The organism is Sanguibacter sp. 25GB23B1 (assembly GCF_040012415.1).
Lineage (GTDB): Bacteria > Actinomycetota > Actinomycetes > Actinomycetales > Cellulomonadaceae > Sanguibacter.
In genome coordinates this window covers 223,577-241,799 of the sequence record NZ_JBDYKL010000002.1, presented here as the reverse complement: position 1 = coordinate 241,799, position 18,223 = coordinate 223,577, and the positions used below count along the sequence as shown (strand labels likewise).

The following is an 18,223-nucleotide window of genomic DNA, read 5'->3' as shown; positions in this document are numbered from 1 at the left end:
CCCCCCCCCCCCCCCCCCCCCCCCCCCCCCCCCCCCCCCCCCCCCCCCCCCCCGCTCCGGTCTCAGTAGCGGTAGTGCTCCGCCTTGTAGGGTCCGGCGGCGTCGATGCCGAGGTAGTCCGCCTGGCTCTTGCTCAGCTCGGTGAGACGGACGCCGAGGGCGTCGAGGTGCAGGCGTGCGACCTTCTCGTCGAGGATCTTCGGCAGGCGGTGCACGGCCGTGGGGTACGCCTCGTCCGTCCCGTCCTTGGTGAAGAGCTCGATCTGACCGATGACCTGGTTGGAGAACGAGTTGCTCATGACGAAGGACGGGTGGCCCGTCGCGTTGCCGAGGTTGAGCAGGCGTCCCTCCGACAGCACGATGATCGACGTGCCCGACTCGAAGGTCCACTCGTGCACCTGAGGCTTGATCTCCGTGCGCGTGACGCCGGGGAGGCCCGCGAGGCCCGCCATGTCGATCTCGTTGTCGAAGTGGCCGATGTTGCCGACGATCGCCTTGTTCTTCATCGCGGACAGGTGCTCGGCCGTGATGACGTCCTTGTTGCCCGTCGTCGTGATGAAGAAGTCGGCCTGGTCGAGGACGTCCTCGATGCGGGCGACCTGGTAGCCGTCCATCGCTGCCTGGAGCGCGCAGATGGGGTCGATCTCGGAGACGATGACGCGCGCGCCCTGTCCGCGGAACGCCTCTGCCGCGCCCTTGCCGACGTCGCCGTAGCCGGCGACGAAGGCGACCTTCCCGCCCATGAGGACGTCCGTGGCACGGTTGATGCCGTCGGGGAGGGAGTGGCGGATGCCGTACTTGTTGTCGAACTTGCTCTTGGTCACCGAGTCGTTGACGTTGATCGCGGGGAAGAGCAGCTGACCGGCCTCGGCGAGCTGGTAGAGACGGTGCACACCGGTCGTCGTCTCCTCCGTGACACCGAGGATGTTCTCCGCGATGGCGGACCAGCGCAGCGGGTCCTCCTGGAGGACGCGGCGCAGGAGCGCGCGGACCACGTTGTTCTCGTCGGAGTGGTCGGGCTCGCCGGGACGCGTGTCCGCGGGGACGGCACCGACGCGCTCGTAGGCGAGACCTTCGTGGACGAGAAGGGTGGCGTCACCGCCGTCGTCGAGGATGAGGTTCGGGCCGCGGTACTCCGCGTCGTCGCCCTCGTCGGCGGGCCAGACGAGGATCTGCTCGGCGCACTCCCAGTACTCCTCGAGAGTCTCGCCCTTCCAGGCGAAGACCGGGACCCCCTGCGGGTCCTCGGGGGTGCCGTGCGGGCCCACGACGATCGCCGCGGCGGCCTCGTCCTGCGTCGAGAAGATGTTGCACGACGCCCACCGCACCTCGGCACCGAGAGCGGTGAGCGTCTCGATGAGCACGGCCGTCTGGACGGTCATGTGCAGCGAGCCGGCGATGCGGGCGCCCGCGAGCGGCTGCTCCTCGCCGTACTCGGCGCGCAGGGCCATGAGCCCTGGCATCTCGTGCTCGGCGAGCCGGATCTGGTGACGACCGGACTCCGCCAGCGAGAGGTCGCGGACCTTGTACGTGCCGGGAACTTCGCTGAAGGCGTGCGTGCTCTGCGCTGACATGGTGCTCCGAGATCGCTGTGACGGGGTCCGTCCCAGCCTACTCGGCCGCTCCGGCGGACTCCGAGGCCTCCACAGGCTGAGAGGTGCATTCCACCCTCGCGGGGCACCTTGTGATCAAGAACACCGAAATGCGAGGGAAAACGCTCCATTGCTGGTCATGTCGACCCCGTTCGGTAAAGAATTGGACTCGATGCGAGCACCCGGACGCTGATTTAGTCGCAATCTCGCCATGAATGAGGCATGGTGGAGAAGACCGACCAGCCCTGACCGGCCTGTCCGAGCCCCGACGTACGGATCCGCTGCGTGCATCACGACCGCCGCACGCTGGGTTCCGCACGGAGCCCGACAGCCTGGTCCCCGGCGCACCCGAGAGTGCGCGGGTCCTTGCAGCCGGCCCCGCCGAGAGCGGGTCAGCAGCCGTGAACCACGGCGAACGCCCCAGAGCGGGGCACCTGAACGGAGACGTGCATGCCCCCCGAACGCAGTGACACCTCGATGCCCGAACGACACCTCGACGACCACCCGGCCGACGCCGCCGCGGACACCCCCGCGGCTTCCCCGGCGAACGTGGTCGAGGTCGAGGGCGTCTACAAGGTCTTCGGCCGCCGACCGCACGAGGCCGTCAAGGGCCTTCGTGGCGGCGCGTCCCGCGACGACGTGCGGTCCCACGGGACCGCAGCCGTCATCGACACGACCTTCGAGGTGGCCGCCGGCGAGATCTTCGTCGTCATGGGGCTCTCCGGGTCCGGGAAGTCCACCCTCATCCGCATGCTCAACGGACTGTGGAAGCCCACGGCCGGCAGCGTCCGCATCGGCGGCGTGGACCTCGCGAAAGCGTCCGGCAAGGAGCTGCGCACGATCCGCCAGCACAACGTGAGCATGGTCTTCCAGCACTACGCGCTGCTGCCCCACCGCAGCGTCCTCGACAACGCCGCCTACCCGCTGGAGATCCAGGGCATGGCCCGGGACGAGCGCATCGCCAAGGCGATGACGGCCCTCGAGCTCGTCGGGCTCGCCGGCTGGGAGCAGCGCCTGCCCTCCGAGCTCTCCGGCGGGATGCGTCAGCGCGTCGGGCTCGCCCGCGCCCTCGCCGCGGACACCGACATCCTCCTCATGGACGAGGCCTTCTCGGCGCTCGACCCGCTCATCCGCCGAGAGATGCAGGAGCAGCTCGTCGAGATCCAGCACAAGCTGGGCAAGACGATCGTCTTCATCACCCACGACCTCAACGAGGCGATGTTCCTCGGCGACCGGATCGCCGTCATGCGCGACGGCCGCATCGTGCAGATCGGCACGAGCGAAGAGATCCTCTCCGACCCGGCCAACGACTACGTCGCGCAGTTCGTCGCCGACGTCGACCGGACCCGCGTCCTCACGGCAGCGTCCGTCATGCGCCGGCCCGCCGCGGTCGTACCGCTGAGCAGCGGCCCCCGCCTCGCCCTGCACACCATGCGTGAGGCACAGGTGTCCGCCGCGTACGTCATCGACCGTGCACGCAAGCTGTGCGGCGTGGTCTACGACCACGAGGTCGTCACTGCCCAGCGCAACGGCGTCACGAGCCTCGACACCCTCGTCCGCGACGACGTCACGGCCGTCCTCCACGACACCTCGCTCGCCGAGATCTTCGCGCCGTCGGCCGAGTCGGCCCTCCCTGTCCCCGTCACCGACGCGAGCGGCCGCCTCGTCGGCGCCATCCCCCGCGTCGCTCTGCTCGAGGCCATGGTCCCGCCGACCACGGACCCCTCCGAGAGCACCTCGGACGCCGCGGGCACGGAGAGCACCGCCGTCGCGGACGGCACCCCCACCGACACGACCGACCCAGCCGACCTCACCGTCGCGACGACCCAGGGAGCACAGTCATGAGCACCGTCATCGCCGCCGACACGGGCGGCTCCGGCATCCCGCGCATCGAGCTCGGCGACGCGGTCGACGCGTCCGTCGACTGGATGACCGCGACCTTCGACATCGTCTTCGACCAGATCAAGACCGTCCTCGTCGGCGCGTACGACCTCCTCGACCTGGTCCTCAGCGGTCCCCCGTTCTGGGCCGTCGCGCTGGTCCTCGCCGCGCTCGCCTTCCTCGCCAAGGGGTGGAAGCTCGCCCTCGTCTCCCTCGTCGGCTTCATGGTCATTGCGGCCGTCGACCAGTGGGAGAACGCGACGGACACCCTCTCCCTCGTCCTGCTCGCGAGCGGCATCGCGCTCGTCATCGGCATCCCGCTCGGCATCTGGGCAGCGCGCAACGACGCCGTCTCGAAGACCTTGCGCCCCGTCCTCGACTTCATGCAGACGATGCCCGCCTTCGTCTACCTCATCCCGACCGTCGTCATCTTCCGCACCGGCGTGGTCCCCGGGATCGTCGCGACCATCGTGTTCGCGCTCGCCCCCGGGGTCCGCTTCACCGAGCTCGGCATCCGCGGAGTCGACAAGGAGGTCGTCGAGGCCGGTCACGCCTTCGGCGCCAGCGAGCGACGCATCCTGCGCCAGATCCAGCTCCCGCTGGCGATGCCGACGATCATGGCCGGCATCAACCAGGTCATCATGCTCTCGCTCTCGATGGTCGTCATCTCCGGCCTCGTCGGAGCGGGCGGTCTCGGTGGCGACGTCGTCGCCGCACTGGCCCGCGTGGATGTCGCCCTCGGCTTCGAGGCCGGGCTCGCCGTCGTCATCCTCGCCATCTTCCTCGACCGCGTGACGTCCGCGCTCGCGGCCCGATCCCCCGTCTCCAAGGCCCTCGCCACCGCGGCGGCCTGACGGACAGCACAGCACCACCTCTCCACCCCCACGGTGTTCGGCCATCCGGGCCGGCACCCTCAGGAAGGAACAGATGTCCAACCGCACTGCACAGCTCTCCCGCACGACCCGTCGCTCGACCGCCCTCGTCACGGGCGTCGCCCTGACGCTCGCCCTCGCGGCGTGCTCGTCCGACTCCTCGGACTCGAGCGACACCGAGACCGCCGCGACCGTCGAGAACGGTGACCTCGCCGAGGTCACGATCGGCATCCACTCCGGGTGGGACGAGGGCATCGCCGTCTCCCACCTGTTCAAGGCGATCCTCGAGGACGAGGGCTACACCGTCGAGACGGGCACCGCCGACGCCGGCGTCGTCTACACCGGCCTCACCGGCGGTGACTACGACGTGAACTTCGACATGTGGCTCCCGAACACGCACGCCGACTACCTCGACCAGTACGGCGACGACATGGAGCAGCTCGGCGCCTGGTACACCAACGCCAAGCTGACCATCGCCGTCAACGAGGACTCCCCCATCACCTCGCTGGCCGAGCTGGCCGAGAACGCCGACGCGTTCGGCAACCGCCTCGTCGGCATCGAGGCCGGAGCCGGCCTCACGGGCATCACGCAGGACGAGGCCATCCCCACCTACGGGCTCGAGGACATGGAGTTCGTCATCTCCTCCACCCCGGCGATGCTCGCCGAGCTGAAGGGCGCCACGGACGCCGGCGAGAACGTCGCCGTGACCCTGTGGGCACCGCACTGGGCGTACGACGCCTTCCCGATCCGTGACCTCGAGGACCCCGAGGGAGCCATGGGCGAGGCCGAGGAGATCAACTCGGTCGGCCGCACCGGCTTCACCGAGGACTACCCGACGCTCGCGTCCTGGATCGCAGCCTTCGAGCTCACCGACGAGCAGCTCTTCTCGCTCGAGAACATCATGTTCAACGAGAACGAGGGCTCGGACAACGACGCCTCCGTCGACGAGTGGCTCGAGGCGAACCCCACGTTCGTCGACGACCTCAAGGCTGCAGCGGACGCTTCCTGACGCAAGCAGACCTGCACGACGACGCTGGCCGGGTACCTCCGTGAGGAGGTACCCGGCCAGCGTTCGTTCTGCGGCGTCGTGCGGAGATGTCGTGCAGCGCGGTGGTCGCCAGACCGCTCGGGACGCGCGGCTCAGCGGAGCGGCGCGACCGTGTCCCGCAGGTCCGGCTCGAGGTAGATCCGCTTCGCGATCGGCACGGCGGCACGGACCCGGGCCTCCGCCTCGTCGATCGCGTCGGCGATCTGGGCCGCGCCCTCGCGGACGTCCACCTCGATCTTCGCCGCGACGAGCAGCTCCTCGGGCCCGAGGTGCAACGTCTTGAGGTGGATGACCGACGGGACGCCCGGTCCGACGAGCGCCGCCTCGATGGCGTCGACCTGGACCTTCGTCGCCGACTCCCCGAGCAGCAGCGACTTCGTCTCGAGCGCCAGGACGATCGCGATGACGACGAGCAGCACACCGATGCATGCCGTCCCCGCCGCGTCCCAGCGGCCGTCGCCGGTCACGAGGGTCATGCTCACACCGCCGAGGGCGAGGACGAGACCGACGAGCGCGCCGAGATCCTCGAGCAGGACCACGGGGAGCTCCGGCGCCTTCGCGGTACGGACGAACTGCACCCACGTCTGCTTCCCACGGACGAGGTTGGACTCGACGATCGCGGTGCGGAACGAGAAGCTCTCCATGGCGATCGCAGCGACGAGAACCGTCACCGGGACCCAGTGCCAGGACTCGATCCCGTGCGGCTCCGACCACTTGTGGTACGCCTCGTAGAGCGCGAAGAGCCCACCCACGCTGAACAGCACGATCGACACGATGAACGCGTAGATGTACCGCTCACGGCCGTAGCCGAACGGGTGCCGCTCGTCCGCCTCGCGCCGCGCACGCTTGCCGCCGAGGAGAAGGAGCGCCTGGTTCCCGGAGTCCGCGAGAGAGTGGACTCCCTCGGCGAGCATGGAGGACGACTGCGTGAGGAAGTACGCGATGAACTTCGTGACCGCGATACCGAGGTTCGCGACGAGAGCGGCGATGATCGCCTTGGACCCACCGTGGGCTGACATGCGTGCTCCAGGTCTGCAGAAGAGGGGGACGTGCCGAGGGGGCACCCCTCAGCAGTCAGAGTCGCGACAGCGGCCGTGCGTCGTCCACGAGGAGAACAGGGATGCCGTCGCGGACAGGGTACGCGAGCGCGCCCTCCTCGGCAGTGGAGTGGAGCTCGGCCTCACCGTTCGGGCCCCAGCCGTCGACGAGCTCGGCGCCCGTCGCCGGGCAGCGCAGGATCGCCCGGACCCACGGGTCGATCGCGTGCAGGGGCCCCGCTGCAGCGGTGGGACCGCTCATGCGTTCTTCTCCGCGTCGGCGGCGCGGACGAGAGCGAGCACGTCGTCGCGCACCTTCACCATGATGTCCTCGTCGGCCGCCTCGACGTTGAGCCGCAGCAGCGGCTCCGTGTTCGACGCCCGCAGGTTGAACCACCACTGCGGCTGGGAGTCCCAGTGGGAGATCGTCAGGCCGTCGAGCTCGTCGACCGTGACCGGTCCGGCACCCTGCTGCTCGACATACGCCTGGACGACGCGCGCACGGGCCGCAGGCACGTCGTCCACGCGGGAGTTCAGCTCACCGCTCGACGTGTAGGGCTCGTAGACCTCCGCGAGACCCGAGAGCGGGTGCGGCTGCTCGCCGAGCGCCGCGAGCACGTGGAGGGCGGCGAGCATCCCGGTGTCCGCGAAGAAGAAGTCGCGGAAGTAGTAGTGCGCGCTGTGCTCGCCGCCGAAGACGGCGTCGTGCTCGGCCATCTGCGCCTTGATGAACGAGTGACCCACCCGGGTACGGACCACCTGCGCGCCCGCGGCCCGCATGAGGTCCGGGACGGCGGCCGACGTGATGAGGTTGTGGATGATCGTCGGCTTGCGACCCGCGGCCTGCTCGCGGGCGACCTCACGCAGACCCACGAGAGCCGTGATCGCCGACGGGCTGACCGGCGCACCGAGCTCGTCGATGACGAAGCAGCGGTCCGCGTCACCGTCGAACGCGATGCCGATGTCGGCACCGTGCTCGACGACGGCGGCCTGCAGGTCGAGGAGGTTCGCGGGCTCGAGCGGGTTCGCCTCGTGGTTGGGGAACGAACCGTCGAGCTCGAAGTACAGGGGGACGATCTCGAGCGGGAGCTCGGGCAGCCCGGCGCCCGTGCCGAGGACGGCGGGGACCGTGTGGCCGCCCATGCCGTTCCCCGCATCGACGACGACCTTGAGGGGGCGGATACCCGAGATGTCGACGAGACCGCGCAGGAACGCCGCGTAGTCCGCGAGCATGTCCCGCTCCGTGAGCTGGCCGAGCTGGGTCGCCGGACCGGGGAGACCGTACGTGAGGTACTGCTCGGCGAGCTCGCGCACCCGGGCGAGCCCCGTGTCCTGACCCACCGGACGGGCGCCGCTGCGGCAGAGCTTGATGCCGTTGTACTCGGCAGGGTTGTGGCTGGCGGTGAACATCGCGCCCGGCACACCGAGGGCACCCGACGCGTAGTAGAGACCGTCGGTCGAGCACAGCCCGATGAGGACCACGTCGATGCCTGCCGCGGTCAGGCCACGGGCGAACGCAGCGACGAGCTCCGGGCCCGACTCGCGCATGTCGTGGCCGATGACCACGCGGGGACGGGGGGTGGTCACGGTCGCAGCACCCTCGGCGGGACCGTCGAGGGCGTCGAGCCCAGGAGGCGTCGCATCGGCAGCGTCACCGGCGTCGGGGATCACCACGACGGTCGCGAACGCCGCGCCGATCGCCTCGGCGACCGTGGGGCTGAACGGCTCAGGGACGACGCCCCGCACGTCGTAGGACTTGATGAGCGCCGAGAGGTCCCACGGGGACGGGGCCGTCGCGCTCGTGACGTCAGAAGAGGTCGATTCCATGCGATGAGCCTACTGGGCGTCGGGTCCGTCGTGTCCCAGGACCTCGCCGCGGGAGAGCTCACGTCCGTCGTCGGACGCGAACCACCCGGAGCGCTCGCAGTCGTGGCAGGAGACGAAGACGGCGGCGGTCCCGGCCGCGTTCGGCAAGGACAGCCTGGTCAGCGACACGGACGAGCACGCGGGGCAGGATGCCGGCCCGCCCACGTCCGTGCGCCGCTGGCTCAGAGACCCGAGCGGGATCTCAGGTGCAGGTTCGGCACGGCGTCGTCGCGCGGGCTTGCCGGGACCCGCCATGCGTCAGCCGTCTCCCTTGAGGATGCGGAGGTGTCCGCGCCGCGCGACCTCGCCGTGCTGGACGGGCTCTGGGTCGGCGAGGTGCTTCGGCCGGCCGGCCTCGCGCACCGCGTCAGCGAGTGCCACGAGGTCGTCCGGGGTCGGGCCGGCCTCGGCGAAGGCAGGGGTCAGGCGCACGACCTCCCAGCCGCGCGGGGCCGTCAGGCGGTCGGAGTGGATCTCGCAGAGGTCGTAGCTGTGCGGCTCGGCCATGTAGGCCAGCGGACCGAGGACTGCGGTCGAGTCCGAGTACACGTAGGTGAGGGTGGCCACTGCGGCACGCGCGCAAGCGGTTCGGGAGCACTGACGGACTGATCTCACAAGAGATGACGGTACCGCGCGCAGCGGGGTTCGCCGCACTCCCACGCCGCATCCGCGGCTAGAGTTCGAGCCATGGACGAGTCACTCTCCCCGTCGGGGCCCGGCGCCCTCGGGCCGTCGTCCCGGGGCGCGGTGCGACGCAGCCGCCGTGACCGGCGCGGTCGCGGCCTGCGCGGCCCTCTCGTGCCGACGAACCTCCCCTCGTACCGCACCCGTGCGGAGCGGTTCGACGAGCACGTCCTGGCCACCGTGGAGCGTCTCGAGAAGGCCTGGGGGCGGGAGCTCGCGGGGACGGAGTTCGCGGTGGAGGACGTCCCGCCGTCGGATCCAGCGCCGTGGGAGCACGGTGGGGTGCCGATGGGGCGGTACTTCCCGGCCGAGTCGGGTCAGCCCGGTCGCGTGCTGGTCTACCGACGCCCCGTCGAGAGCCGTGCGGTGGACGCCGGAGACCTCGCCGAGCTCGTGCGCGACGTGGTCGTGGAGCAGGTGGCGCACCTGCTCTCGCGCTCCCCTGAGGAGATCGACCCGCAGTTCCGCGACCACGGCTGACCACGGCCGTCCGACGGGCGCGTCAGTCGGTCGTCAGCCCGACAGCGGGTGACCTTCGGACGAGCACCTCGGAACCGGTGGTGTCAGGCCGTGCAGGCACGATCACCGCGGAGGCACCGGAGACCCCGGCCGCAGTGACGGCCACGGTCCAGTCGAGGGTGAGCGCGGGTCCGCCTGTCGCGCTGTCGGGGACGACGGCCACCGCTGCGACGACCTCGCCGTCAGCGAGAACCGAGAGGTCCACCGCTACGGTCTGTCCCACCGCGAGCTCGATGGTCTCGGTGCCGAGGAGCTGGCCGTCGACGCCGTAGAGGCGCAGCTCCCCACGGCGCTCGGTGACCCACTCGTCGGCGACCGGGTCGGTCACGTCGGGCAGCTCGGCGTCCTCCGGGAGGTCTTCGCCTGCCGCGTAGACGATCGGGACGTCGGACGCGAACAGGTCGGCCCCGTCGAGGGCAGCGGGCAGCGCTGTGATGACCGCGACGCCGGCTGTCCGGGCGGGGAGCGCGACCACCCTCGGCTCCGGCGAACCGACGTGCCGTGCAGGGACCCACGCGCGGTCCTGCGGGGTGCCCACGAGCGGCTGACCAGGGTCCGCGGCGCCGGTCCGTGTCGTCTGGGCGCCCGCCACGACAGGCACGTCGGACTGCACGACGACGCTGTAGCGTCCGGCAGGCAGGCCGGAGAGCGAGACGTCGGTGACCTCACCGGCGGCGAGGTCGACCGTCTCGGCGCCGCGCAGGACGTGCTGGCCGTCGGCGCCGAGGACGCGGATCGATGCCGTTCCCGCGGCGTCGCCCGGCACGAGGAGGCGCAGGGAGGCGACACCCGCGTCGCTGATGTCCGACGCCTCGACCGCCAGCCCGACGAGGGTCTGCGCGGTCGCCGGCTCGTCACCGGGGACGACGAAGTCCACGCCGCGCGGGGTGAGCCCGTCGAGGACGTTGTGCTGCAGGTACGCGGTGACGAGCGCACCGGTGGAGCTGACGTGCACGGCGATCCGGCGCTGCTCGGCCGCGAGCCCCTCGAGGAGGGTCGACACCTGGCTCGAGGGGGGCACGAGGTAGGTCGCCGGTCCGGCGAGATCGAGCTCGCCCCCGGCACCCCACACCGTGATCGTCACGGTCGCAGGCGTGCGGCTCGGGTTCTGGAGGACGAGCCGTGTGCTCGTGCCGAGCTCGGTGCTCCCGCCGACCAGCCACTGGCTGATCCCCGGGGCCTGGCACCCCGCGGCCGCGACCCCCTGGAGGTCTCCGGCGCTGGTGGCCGACGCCACGCTCGCCGCGACGAGACCCGACTCCGTGCCGCCGGAGCCGCCATCGCCGGCGGACGTCCGCAGGACGAGGGCGTCGTCGAGGTCGTCGATCGAGCTCTGCGCGCTGGGGGTCGCGCCGTCGACCGTCTGGACCGGCGTGGCGTCGTCCTCGTCCGTCCCCGTGAAGGGCACGAGAGCCGCCGAGAGCCCGTCGCCCACGACGGTCGTGCGCAGCGAGGTGCGCGTCTCGACCGGGGTGGAGCTGAAGCCCTCGTCGTTCGTCGACCCCGGGTCGGAGAGCGCGACCGGACCCGGGCACACGAGGGTCGTCGAGCGCGCACCGAGCGCGACCGCCGTCCCGGGTGCAGCTATCGCCTCGTCCTGGGCGGCGACGTCCGAGCCGACGACGGCGACCGCCGCCGTCGCACCGAGCACGAGGGCCGTGGCGACGATGCGACGCACAGTCCCGCGCCGGGACGACCGTGTCGTCTTCTCACCTGCTGGTTGGACGGTCATCGCCCACCTCCACGTCGTCGTCTCACGGGCAGGGCGAGCAGCGCGAAGACGACGAGGACGACCCCCTGCAGGACGATCCAGGGGGTCCTGCTCGCGCGCTCGTAGCCGACGACGAGATGGCCGCCCTCGCCGCCGAGAGCGAACGCCTGTCGACCGTCGTCGTCGAGCGAGCGGAGAGGGACGCCGTCGAGCCGCGCGGACCAGCCCGGCGCCTCGTTCTCCGCAAGGACGAGGACGCGGTCGGCCTCGCCGGCCGGCACCGTCGTGTCGACCGAGAGCCGTCCCGCGTCGACGGACTGCTGGACGACGAGCGTGCCGTCGGGGTCGGGTGCGTAGATGCGCGCCCAGGCCGGCTGGACGGCCTCGTCGAGCGCATCGGTCGGCATCACGCGCCAGATCGTGCCCGACTCGTTCTCGGTGATCCGCTGGAGCCCGACGACCGTGTCGATCCGGCCGACGAGCTGCGCGCGCTCGAGGGCGTCGGACGGCGGCACGAGCACGGCGCCCACGCCGAGCTCGGCGAGCGCACCGGCCTGGTCGGCCTCTGCCCCGGACGCGACGGCGGCGACGAGCTCGGCGGCCTGGTCGGGGCGCCCGACCAGCCGTGAGACGTTGACGACGGTCGAGGAGTCGGTGAGCTGCGGGCCGTCGTCGTGGAGCAGCTGGTAGGCGACCGAGCCGTCCTCGGCGGTCTCGAGCACGAGCACGCGGGCCTGCCGGCCGGAGGTCTGGAGCTGCTGGCCGACCGCCGGCACGATCGCACGGTCCAGGGACTGCAGGGCGACGGGAGAGTCGTCCGTGCGCGCGGCCCCGCTCCAGGCGGCGAGGGTCGCCACCGGGACGAGCCCGATGACGACGGCGAGCAGCCCGATCCCGACCTGACGCCACCCGAAGGTGTAGGTCATCGCCTTCGCGCCCAGGCCGTCGATCCCGAGGACACCGGCACCGAGCAGGGCGAGGAGCATGAGGGACGACCCTGACCCGGCCCACCCGGTCACGGCGAAGGAGTCGCCGCCGTCGACGACGGTCGCTGCGGAGACCACCGCGGTGGCGAGACCGAGCGGGACGATGCACCACAGGACGCGCGCAGCGGCACCCCGCGTCCCGCTGCGGAGCAGACCGACGAGCGCGGTGACGAGCACGGTGACGCCCAGCGCGTAGGGGCCGTACTCGCCCACGGCGCCCCACGCACCGTCCGCCGTGAAGAGCGGTGCCGGTGCCACGGGGAGCGCGAGGAGCTGCTGCCAGGCAGGTGCCGCGTCGGAGGCGAGCGGCAGCCCGGGGTCGCCGAGGAGGATGCGCCATCCCCCGCTCGACCACGTGACGACGGCGCGCACGAGGAGCGGGCCGACGAGCACGAGCGCGGGCAGCGGGACGGACAGGACGTACCGGCCGTGGCGGGGTGCGGCGACGGCCACGACGAGGAGCGCGACGAGGCCCGGCACGAGGAGGACGGGCGCCCCGGCGACGACGATCGCGAAGGTCAGGCCGGCCGCACCGAGTGCCGCCACCGAGCCGCGAGGACGCGCCGGAGCGGTCGGCTGGGACTGCACTCTCACCCGACCGACGTGGATGCCGGTGGTCCCGCGCCGGTCCGCGGCGCGCTGCGCGAGCCGCTGTTGTGTCTTCTCCCGCAGCCGCTGCTCGGTCCGCTCCGCCGACCGCATCCGCAGGACACCCCAGGAGTCGGTCGCCTGGACCCCGAGAGCGCGGGCGAGGGACAGCGCGAGCCACGGCAGCGCGGCGTGCGCGAGCACGGCGCCGAGGCGGCCGTCGCCGACCCCGACGAGGAGCGCCGGAGCGGCGACCCACACGAGTCCGGCCCAGAGGCGGATGGGGACGGAGCGCGTCGCAGCTCCCGCCGCGAACCACGCTCCGGCACCGGCGAGGACGAGCATCGCGACGAGGAGCGCGTTCACCGCCAGCTGGAGGTCGCCACCGGCGAGGACCGTCGCTGGTGCGAGCGCGGTGAGCAACGGGTCGGCGGGCGCCGACGCTCCCAGACCGTCACGGATCCAGCCGCCCGTCATCGCCTGCCAGAGGTCCGCGAACCCGCCACCGGCGGGGAACATCGCCCCGCCGACGATCCGTCCGCCGTCGACGAGCGTTCCGAGCACCGGACCGAGAGCGACCACCGTCACGACGAGCGCCGTGAGGAGGACCGCACCGAGGCCTGCGGCGCGACGTCGAGCAGCCGAGCGGATCTCGGCACGGTCGAGCTCGTTCGGAGCGTGCGCCGCCTTGCGGAGCGCGGCCAGCGCGAGGCGCCGGTCGCGGTGCCCTTCGAGCACGTCGCGCGTGGTCGCCATGAGCGGGGTGAGCAGGCTCCGGGGCGCGACGGACGTGGCAGCCGCCGCTCGCCGCGCGGAGAGGATCCGACCCGTCCGGGCGAGGAGCCACAGCGGGCTCCACAGCTCGTCGACCGCATGACCGGGCTGCTTCACGGCGATCCGGTAGAGCGCCCTGACCGGCCCCGCAAGGACCGAACCGACGAGGAAGAAGGGCAGCATCCAGCCCGGGATGCTCGTGCCGAGGAAGTACAGCTGTGAGCGCAGCCGCGCACCGAAGGTCGGGTCGACGGCGTCTGCCTGGTCCTCGGCGGCGCTCGGCGCCTCCGAGGTGGAGTCGTCCGCCGGCTGCCCGTCGCGCAGACCGGTGAGGCCCGCCTGCGCGTGCAGCACGATCGCGCTCGGGACGACGATGACGCGGTGCCCGGCCAGCCGGGCGCGGCGGCACAGGTCCAGCCCGTCGCCGTAGATGCCGTAGGTCGGGTCGGTGCCGCCCAGCTCGTCCCAGACGCTGCGCCGCACGAGAGCGCCGGCGAGACCGACCGCGAGGACGTCCTCGCGCGAGTCGTGCTGACCCTGGTCGAGCTCTCCCGGCTCGACGCCCGTCATGCGGCGGCCGCTGCGGGACACCGTGTAGCCGACCTCGATGAGCTCGTCGGGCTCGTGCCACCGGACCTGCTTGGCCCCGGCGACCGCGACGGACGAGGTGTGCTCGAGGGCACGGACGAGGTGGTGCAGGGCGTCGGGCTCGGGCGCCGAGTCGTCGTGGAGCAACCACATCCACTGGGTCGTCACAGGCGGGCTCACGACGCGCAACGCATCGGTGACTGCGGCCCCGAAGGTCCGCGCGCCGGGCGCACGGACGAGCGTGGCCCGGTCCGCGACCGCTCCCGGGAGCACCGCGGACGAGTCGGTGGAGACGTCGACCACGACCACACCTGCCGGCTCGACCGACGACGCGAGGACGGCGTCGAGAGCGTGCGGCAGGTAGGGCGTGGTGCCGCGTGTCACGAGGACGACGGTCACGAAGGCGGCGCGGGTGCGCTCAGTGAGCGAGGGCGCGGCAGGTGTCAGGTCGGAGGAAGTCATACCGTCGTCCATAGTGCATCACCGGGTGCACGATCTCTGCCATGCGGGACGCGCAGGGCGAGTCGCGGTCCGGGGCGACGGACGAGGATCAGATCGCGCGACGCTTGAGCTTGCGGCGCTCGCGCTCGGAGAGTCCGCCCCAGATGCCGAAGCGCTCGTCGTGCTCGAGCGCGTACTCGAGGCACTCGACGCGCACCTCGCAGCTGACGCAGACCTTCTTCGCCTCGCGGGTGGATCCACCCTTCTCCGGGAAGAACGCCTCAGGGTCCGTCTGGGCGCAGAGCGAGCGCTCCTGCCAGCCCATGGTCGAGTCGTCGTCCATCGTGCCGAACAGGGGAAGGACCGTCGCGCCCGTCTGCGGGGCCTCGACGGAACGTCCCGCATCCGACGGGAAGACCCCGTCTTCGTCGAGCAAGTTCCACATGTCGCTTCCCCTCTGTGCCGTAAGAAATTATTGCGTGACGCACCAGCTCGACGTCCTACGGACGCCCGGATCTTCACTGACCTGCACAACTTCTGCACTGGTTCATGTCCGCAACCGACAAGTGAAATTACACGCGTGTCATCTGCGGGAGTCAAGCGGACTTGTGCTATTTACGCCCCCTCGAGCGGGTGAAAACTGCACGGGGGTCCCGATCTCGTCCCGGTGTCTACGCTGGGGCCATGCCTGCAACGATTCGCGACGTCCTGCGTACCCTCACAGCCGACCCGGGCCGTCCCCGGCTCACCTGGTACGGGCCGGACGGCGAACGCATCGAGCTCTCCGGCGCCGTCCTCGTCAACTGGGTGTCGAAGACGACCAACCTCCTCGTCGAGGAGCTCGACGCGGAGGCGGGCACCGTCGTCGCGCTCGACCTCCCGCCCCACTGGCGAACCCTCGTCTGGGCCCTCTCGGCATGGCAGGCGGGCGCCGAGGTGCGCGTCGTCGACGGGCCGGACGCCCCGACAGGACCACCTGCGCCACCTGCCGACGTCGTCGTCACCAACACCCCCGGACGCTGGCTGGGAGCCGACGGCCGGCGGCCCGCCCGCGGCGATCTCGTCGCCGTCTCGCTGCCCGCTCTCGCCCGCCGGTTCGACGGTGAGCTGCCCGCCGGCGCGATCGACGCAGCCTCGGCCGTCATGACCTACGCCGACTCCCTCGGGTACGTCACACCCACCGACACCGACGCCACGGCGCTCAGCGGACCCGCACCGAACGGACCGACGCCCGACCGCTCGGACCTCCGGGTCGCACACGGGGACCTGCTCCCCTGGGCGCTCGCGGGCACGCCCGACGACGCTGCACCGCCCGCGTCCGCGCGCGCGCTCGTCCGCACGTCAGAGGGTGCGCTCGGGACAGTCGCACTGCTGCGCACCTGCCTCCAGGTGTGGGCCGCCGACGGGTCCGTCGTCGTCCTCGCTCAGACGACGGCGCGCGAGCTCGACGCCGACCCGGAGCGGCTCGCGCGGCTCGTCGCGACCGAGCGCGTCACGCAGACGTGACCTGACGCCCCTCGGCCACGTCGGTGCCTGCGCCGGAGCCTGAACCGGTCGGCGTTCGCATTTGTCCGGCCGCGCTCGGTACGCTGTCCGTGTTTGTGCGCCGGGCTGAGCCCAGGTGCAACGCAGAGCACCCATTCACGACCACAGGCGGAGCGAACCCAGATGCCAACGACGCAGACCACGACCAAGCGGGCCCTCATCACCGGGATCACCGGTCAGGACGGCAGCTATCTTGCTGAGCTGCTGCTCTCCAAGGGCTACGAGGTCCACGGCCTGATCCGGCGGTCGTCGTCGTTCAACACGGACCGCATCGACCACATCTACCAGAACCCGCAGGAGCAGGACCACAGGCTCTTCCTGCACTTCGGCGACCTCACCGACGGTTCCCGCCTCGTCACTCTCCTCAACGAGATCCAGCCGCACGAGGTGTACAACCTCGGTGCGCAGTCCCACGTCCGCGTGAGCTTCGACGAGCCCGAGTACACGGGTGACGTCACGGGCCTCGGCACCATCCGTCTCCTCGAGGCGATCCGCGCAGCAGGGATCGAGACGCGCTACTACCAGGCGAGCAGCTCGGAGATGTTCGGCGCGACCCCGCCGCCGCAGAACGAGCTCACGCCGTTCTGGCCGCGCTCGCCCTACGGCGTGGCGAAGGTCTACTCCTACTGGATCACCCGCAACTACCGCGAGGCCTACGGGCTCTTCGCGTGCAACGGCATCCTCTTCAACCACGAGTCCCCCCGTCGTGGTGGGACGTTCGTCACCCGCAAGATCACGCGCGCCGTCGCGCGCATCGCGGCCGGCGAGCAGTCCGAGCTCTACATGGGCAACCTCGACGCGCGTCGCGACTGGGGCTACGCGCCCGAGTACGTCGAAGGCATGTGGCGCATGCTCCAGCACGACGAGCCGCAGGACTTCGTCATCGCGACGGGTACCGACTACTCGGTGAAGGACTTCCTCGAGCTCTCCTTCCAGCACGCCGGCCTGGAGTGGGAGAAGTACGTGAAGTTCGACGAGCGCTACCTGCGCCCGACCGAGGTCGACGCGCTCGTCGGTGACCCGTCGAAGGCTGCGGACCTGCTCGGCTGGGTGCCCAAGGTCCTCACCCCGCGCCTCGCGCAGATCATGGTCGACGCCGACATCGAGGCCCTCAAGACCGAAGGAAGCCGCTACGTCGACGAGGTCCAGACCTCCTGATGAAGGCACTCCTCACCGGCGGCGGCGGGATGCTCGGCCGCAGCATCCGCGACGCCTGGGCGTCGGCGCGCCCCGGCGACGAGATCGTCGTCGCAACCCGCGGGGACATCGATCTCCGGGACCGGGACGCGACGTCGGCACTCGTCGCCGAGCTGCAGCCGGACGTCGTGATCCACGCGGCCGCGAAGGTCGGCGGGATCGCGGCGAAGCTCGCCGCACCCACCGACTACCTTCTCGACAACCTGCTCCTCGACACGAGCGTCATCGGCGCGGCGATCGAGCAGCGCGTCCCGAGGCTGCTGTACGTCGGCAGCGCGGTCGTGTACCCGGCGGACTACACGCACCCCTTCACGGAGCAGGACATGCTCACGGGTGCGCTCGAGTCCGCCAACGAGGGCTATGCGGTCGCGAAGATCGCGGGCGCGAAGCTGTGCGCGTACGCGAGCCAGCAGCACGGGCTCGCGTACCGCGTGGCGGTCCCCTCCAACCTCTATGGTCCCTACGACCACTTCGGGCTCTCCGGTGCCCACCTCATCGCGGCGGCTCTCGCCAAGGTTCACGGGGCGCACGCACGCAACGAGCCCACGGTCCAGATCTGGGGCGACGGCACCGCGCGCCGTGAGTTCACCTACTCCGGCGACCTCGCGGCGTTCCTCGTCGACCAGGTCGGCTCCCTGGAGGCGTGGCCCGCGACGCTCAACCTCGGGTGCGGTGTGGACCACTCGATCACGGAGTACTACGAGGCCGCACGCGACGTCATCGGGTACACCGGTGCGTTCGACCACGACCTCACGAAGCCCGCGGGGGTGCCTCGGCGCCTCATCGACTCCTCCGCAGCGCGCGCCCTGGGCTGGGAGCCGACGACGTCGCTCCACGACGGCATGGCTGCGACGTACAAGCGGTTCCTCGAGACCCAGTCATAACCGAAAGGCT

16 protein-coding genes are annotated in these 18,223 nt (G+C 71.3%); 7 read left to right on the top strand and 9 right to left on the bottom strand.

Annotated features, from left to right (window positions below; genetic code table 11):
- Window positions 1–62: 62 nt before the first annotated feature.
- Entirely contained in the window at window positions 63–1,574 is a 1,512-nt protein-coding gene (gene ahcY / locus ABKW26_RS02490) for an adenosylhomocysteinase (RefSeq protein WP_348590840.1), read from the bottom strand.
- A gap of 495 nt (window positions 1,575–2,069) precedes the next feature.
- On the opposite strand from ahcY, the gene ABKW26_RS02485 reads away from it, so the two are divergent.
- The 3 genes from ABKW26_RS02485 to ABKW26_RS02475 all read left to right on the top strand — a co-directional run bounded on the left by ABKW26_RS02485 (window position 2,070) and on the right by ABKW26_RS02475 (window position 5,354).
- The gene (locus tag ABKW26_RS02485; RefSeq protein WP_348590839.1) at window positions 2,070–3,437 is read left to right on the top strand and encodes a glycine betaine/L-proline ABC transporter ATP-binding protein; all 1,368 of its coding nucleotides are present in this window, start codon (window positions 2,070–2,072) and stop codon (window positions 3,435–3,437) included.
- Window positions 3,434–4,327, top strand: a complete 894-nt coding sequence (locus ABKW26_RS02480) for an ABC transporter permease subunit (protein ID WP_348590838.1) — start codon at window positions 3,434–3,436, stop codon at window positions 4,325–4,327. The genes ABKW26_RS02485 and ABKW26_RS02480 overlap by 4 nt, the downstream gene beginning before the upstream one ends.
- Before the next feature lie 73 nt (window positions 4,328–4,400).
- Complete coding sequence (locus ABKW26_RS02475; RefSeq protein ID WP_348590837.1) at window positions 4,401–5,354, top strand: glycine betaine ABC transporter substrate-binding protein; 954 nt, start codon at window positions 4,401–4,403, stop codon at window positions 5,352–5,354.
- 131 nt (window positions 5,355–5,485) lie between these two features.
- Here the strand turns inward: ABKW26_RS02475 and ABKW26_RS02470 are convergent, their stop codons facing one another.
- The 5 genes from ABKW26_RS02470 to ABKW26_RS02450 are packed head-to-tail and all read right to left on the bottom strand — an operon-like array spanning window position 5,486 to window position 8,911.
- Window positions 5,486–6,412, bottom strand: coding sequence for a cation diffusion facilitator family transporter (locus ABKW26_RS02470; RefSeq protein ID WP_348590836.1), 927 nt, complete (start codon window positions 6,410–6,412; stop codon window positions 5,486–5,488).
- Between the two features lie 55 nt (window positions 6,413–6,467).
- On the bottom strand, window positions 6,468–6,692 hold the full coding sequence (locus tag ABKW26_RS02465) for a hypothetical protein (protein WP_348590835.1): 225 nt from the start codon (window positions 6,690–6,692) through the stop codon (window positions 6,468–6,470).
- Complete coding sequence (locus ABKW26_RS02460) at window positions 6,689–8,257, bottom strand: phosphomannomutase/phosphoglucomutase (RefSeq protein WP_348590834.1); 1,569 nt, start codon at window positions 8,255–8,257, stop codon at window positions 6,689–6,691. The genes ABKW26_RS02465 and ABKW26_RS02460 overlap by 4 nt, the downstream gene beginning before the upstream one ends.
- Before the next feature lie 9 nt (window positions 8,258–8,266).
- Entirely contained in the window at window positions 8,267–8,551 is a 285-nt protein-coding gene (locus ABKW26_RS02455) for a hypothetical protein (RefSeq protein WP_348590833.1), read from the bottom strand.
- A gap of 3 nt (window positions 8,552–8,554) precedes the next feature.
- Window positions 8,555–8,911 carry a DUF3499 domain-containing protein gene (locus tag ABKW26_RS02450; RefSeq protein ID WP_348590832.1) on the bottom strand — a complete coding sequence of 119 codons (357 nt, stop codon included), beginning with the start codon at window positions 8,909–8,911 and terminating at the stop codon, window positions 8,555–8,557.
- 72 nt (window positions 8,912–8,983) lie between these two features.
- Here ABKW26_RS02450 and ABKW26_RS02445 point away from each other — a divergent pair, with 72 nt between their 5' ends.
- Window positions 8,984–9,460: a metallopeptidase family protein gene (locus tag ABKW26_RS02445; protein WP_348590831.1), complete on the top strand. Its 477-nt coding sequence runs from the start codon at window positions 8,984–8,986 to the stop codon at window positions 9,458–9,460.
- A 22-nt stretch (window positions 9,461–9,482) separates the two neighbouring features.
- Here the strand turns inward: ABKW26_RS02445 and ABKW26_RS02440 are convergent, their stop codons facing one another.
- From ABKW26_RS02440 to ABKW26_RS02430, 3 genes are all read right to left on the bottom strand, one after another.
- Window positions 9,483–11,231: a DUF5719 family protein gene (locus tag ABKW26_RS02440; protein WP_348590830.1), complete on the bottom strand. Its 1,749-nt coding sequence runs from the start codon at window positions 11,229–11,231 to the stop codon at window positions 9,483–9,485.
- Window positions 11,228–14,608 carry a glycosyltransferase gene (locus ABKW26_RS02435; RefSeq protein WP_348590829.1) on the bottom strand — a complete coding sequence of 1,127 codons (3,381 nt, stop codon included), beginning with the start codon at window positions 14,606–14,608 and terminating at the stop codon, window positions 11,228–11,230. Before ABKW26_RS02435 ends, ABKW26_RS02440 begins: the two co-directional genes overlap by 4 nt.
- Window positions 14,609–14,696: 88 nt before the next feature.
- Window positions 14,697–15,032, bottom strand: a complete 336-nt coding sequence (locus ABKW26_RS02430; protein ID WP_348590828.1) for a WhiB family transcriptional regulator — start codon at window positions 15,030–15,032, stop codon at window positions 14,697–14,699.
- A gap of 239 nt (window positions 15,033–15,271) precedes the next feature.
- On the opposite strand from ABKW26_RS02430, the gene ABKW26_RS02425 reads away from it, so the two are divergent.
- The 3 genes from ABKW26_RS02425 (at window position 15,272) to ABKW26_RS02415 (ending at window position 18,213) form a co-directional block, all read left to right on the top strand.
- Window positions 15,272–16,093 carry a TIGR03089 family protein gene (locus tag ABKW26_RS02425; RefSeq protein ID WP_348590827.1) on the top strand — a complete coding sequence of 274 codons (822 nt, stop codon included), beginning with the start codon at window positions 15,272–15,274 and terminating at the stop codon, window positions 16,091–16,093.
- A gap of 162 nt (window positions 16,094–16,255) precedes the next feature.
- Window positions 16,256–17,290, top strand: coding sequence for a GDP-mannose 4,6-dehydratase (gene gmd, locus ABKW26_RS02420; RefSeq protein ID WP_348590825.1), 1,035 nt, complete (start codon window positions 16,256–16,258; stop codon window positions 17,288–17,290).
- The gene (locus ABKW26_RS02415) at window positions 17,290–18,213 is read left to right on the top strand and encodes an NAD-dependent epimerase/dehydratase family protein (protein WP_348590824.1); all 924 of its coding nucleotides are present in this window, start codon (window positions 17,290–17,292) and stop codon (window positions 18,211–18,213) included. The genes gmd and ABKW26_RS02415 overlap by 1 nt, the downstream gene beginning before the upstream one ends.
- Window positions 18,214–18,223: the final 10 nt, after the last annotated feature.

Coding starts and splice junctions, on each gene's coding strand:
- ahcY (WP_348590840.1), bottom strand. CDS start 1,574: ATGTCAGCGCAGAGCACGCACGCCTTCAGCGAAGTTCCCGGCACGTAC.
- ABKW26_RS02485 (WP_348590839.1), top strand. CDS start 2,070: ATGCCCGAACGACACCTCGACGACCACCCGGCCGACGCCGCCGCGGAC.
- ABKW26_RS02480 (WP_348590838.1), top strand. CDS start 3,434: ATGAGCACCGTCATCGCCGCCGACACGGGCGGCTCCGGCATCCCGCGC.
- ABKW26_RS02475 (WP_348590837.1), top strand. CDS start 4,401: ATGTCCAACCGCACTGCACAGCTCTCCCGCACGACCCGTCGCTCGACC.
- ABKW26_RS02470 (WP_348590836.1), bottom strand. CDS start 6,412: ATGTCAGCCCACGGTGGGTCCAAGGCGATCATCGCCGCTCTCGTCGCG.
- ABKW26_RS02465 (WP_348590835.1), bottom strand. CDS start 6,692: ATGAGCGGTCCCACCGCTGCAGCGGGGCCCCTGCACGCGATCGACCCG.
- ABKW26_RS02460 (WP_348590834.1), bottom strand. CDS start 8,257: ATGGAATCGACCTCTTCTGACGTCACGAGCGCGACGGCCCCGTCCCCG.
- ABKW26_RS02455 (WP_348590833.1), bottom strand. CDS start 8,551: ATGGCGGGTCCCGGCAAGCCCGCGCGACGACGCCGTGCCGAACCTGCA.
- ABKW26_RS02445 (WP_348590831.1), top strand. CDS start 8,984: ATGGACGAGTCACTCTCCCCGTCGGGGCCCGGCGCCCTCGGGCCGTCG.
- ABKW26_RS02440 (WP_348590830.1), bottom strand. CDS start 11,231: ATGACCGTCCAACCAGCAGGTGAGAAGACGACACGGTCGTCCCGGCGC.
- ABKW26_RS02435 (WP_348590829.1), bottom strand. CDS start 14,608: ATGACTTCCTCCGACCTGACACCTGCCGCGCCCTCGCTCACTGAGCGC.
- ABKW26_RS02430 (WP_348590828.1), bottom strand. CDS start 15,032: ATGTGGAACTTGCTCGACGAAGACGGGGTCTTCCCGTCGGATGCGGGA.
- ABKW26_RS02425 (WP_348590827.1), top strand. CDS start 15,272: ATGCCTGCAACGATTCGCGACGTCCTGCGTACCCTCACAGCCGACCCG.
- gmd (WP_348590825.1), top strand. CDS start 16,256: ATGCCAACGACGCAGACCACGACCAAGCGGGCCCTCATCACCGGGATC.
- ABKW26_RS02415 (WP_348590824.1), top strand. CDS start 17,290: ATGAAGGCACTCCTCACCGGCGGCGGCGGGATGCTCGGCCGCAGCATC.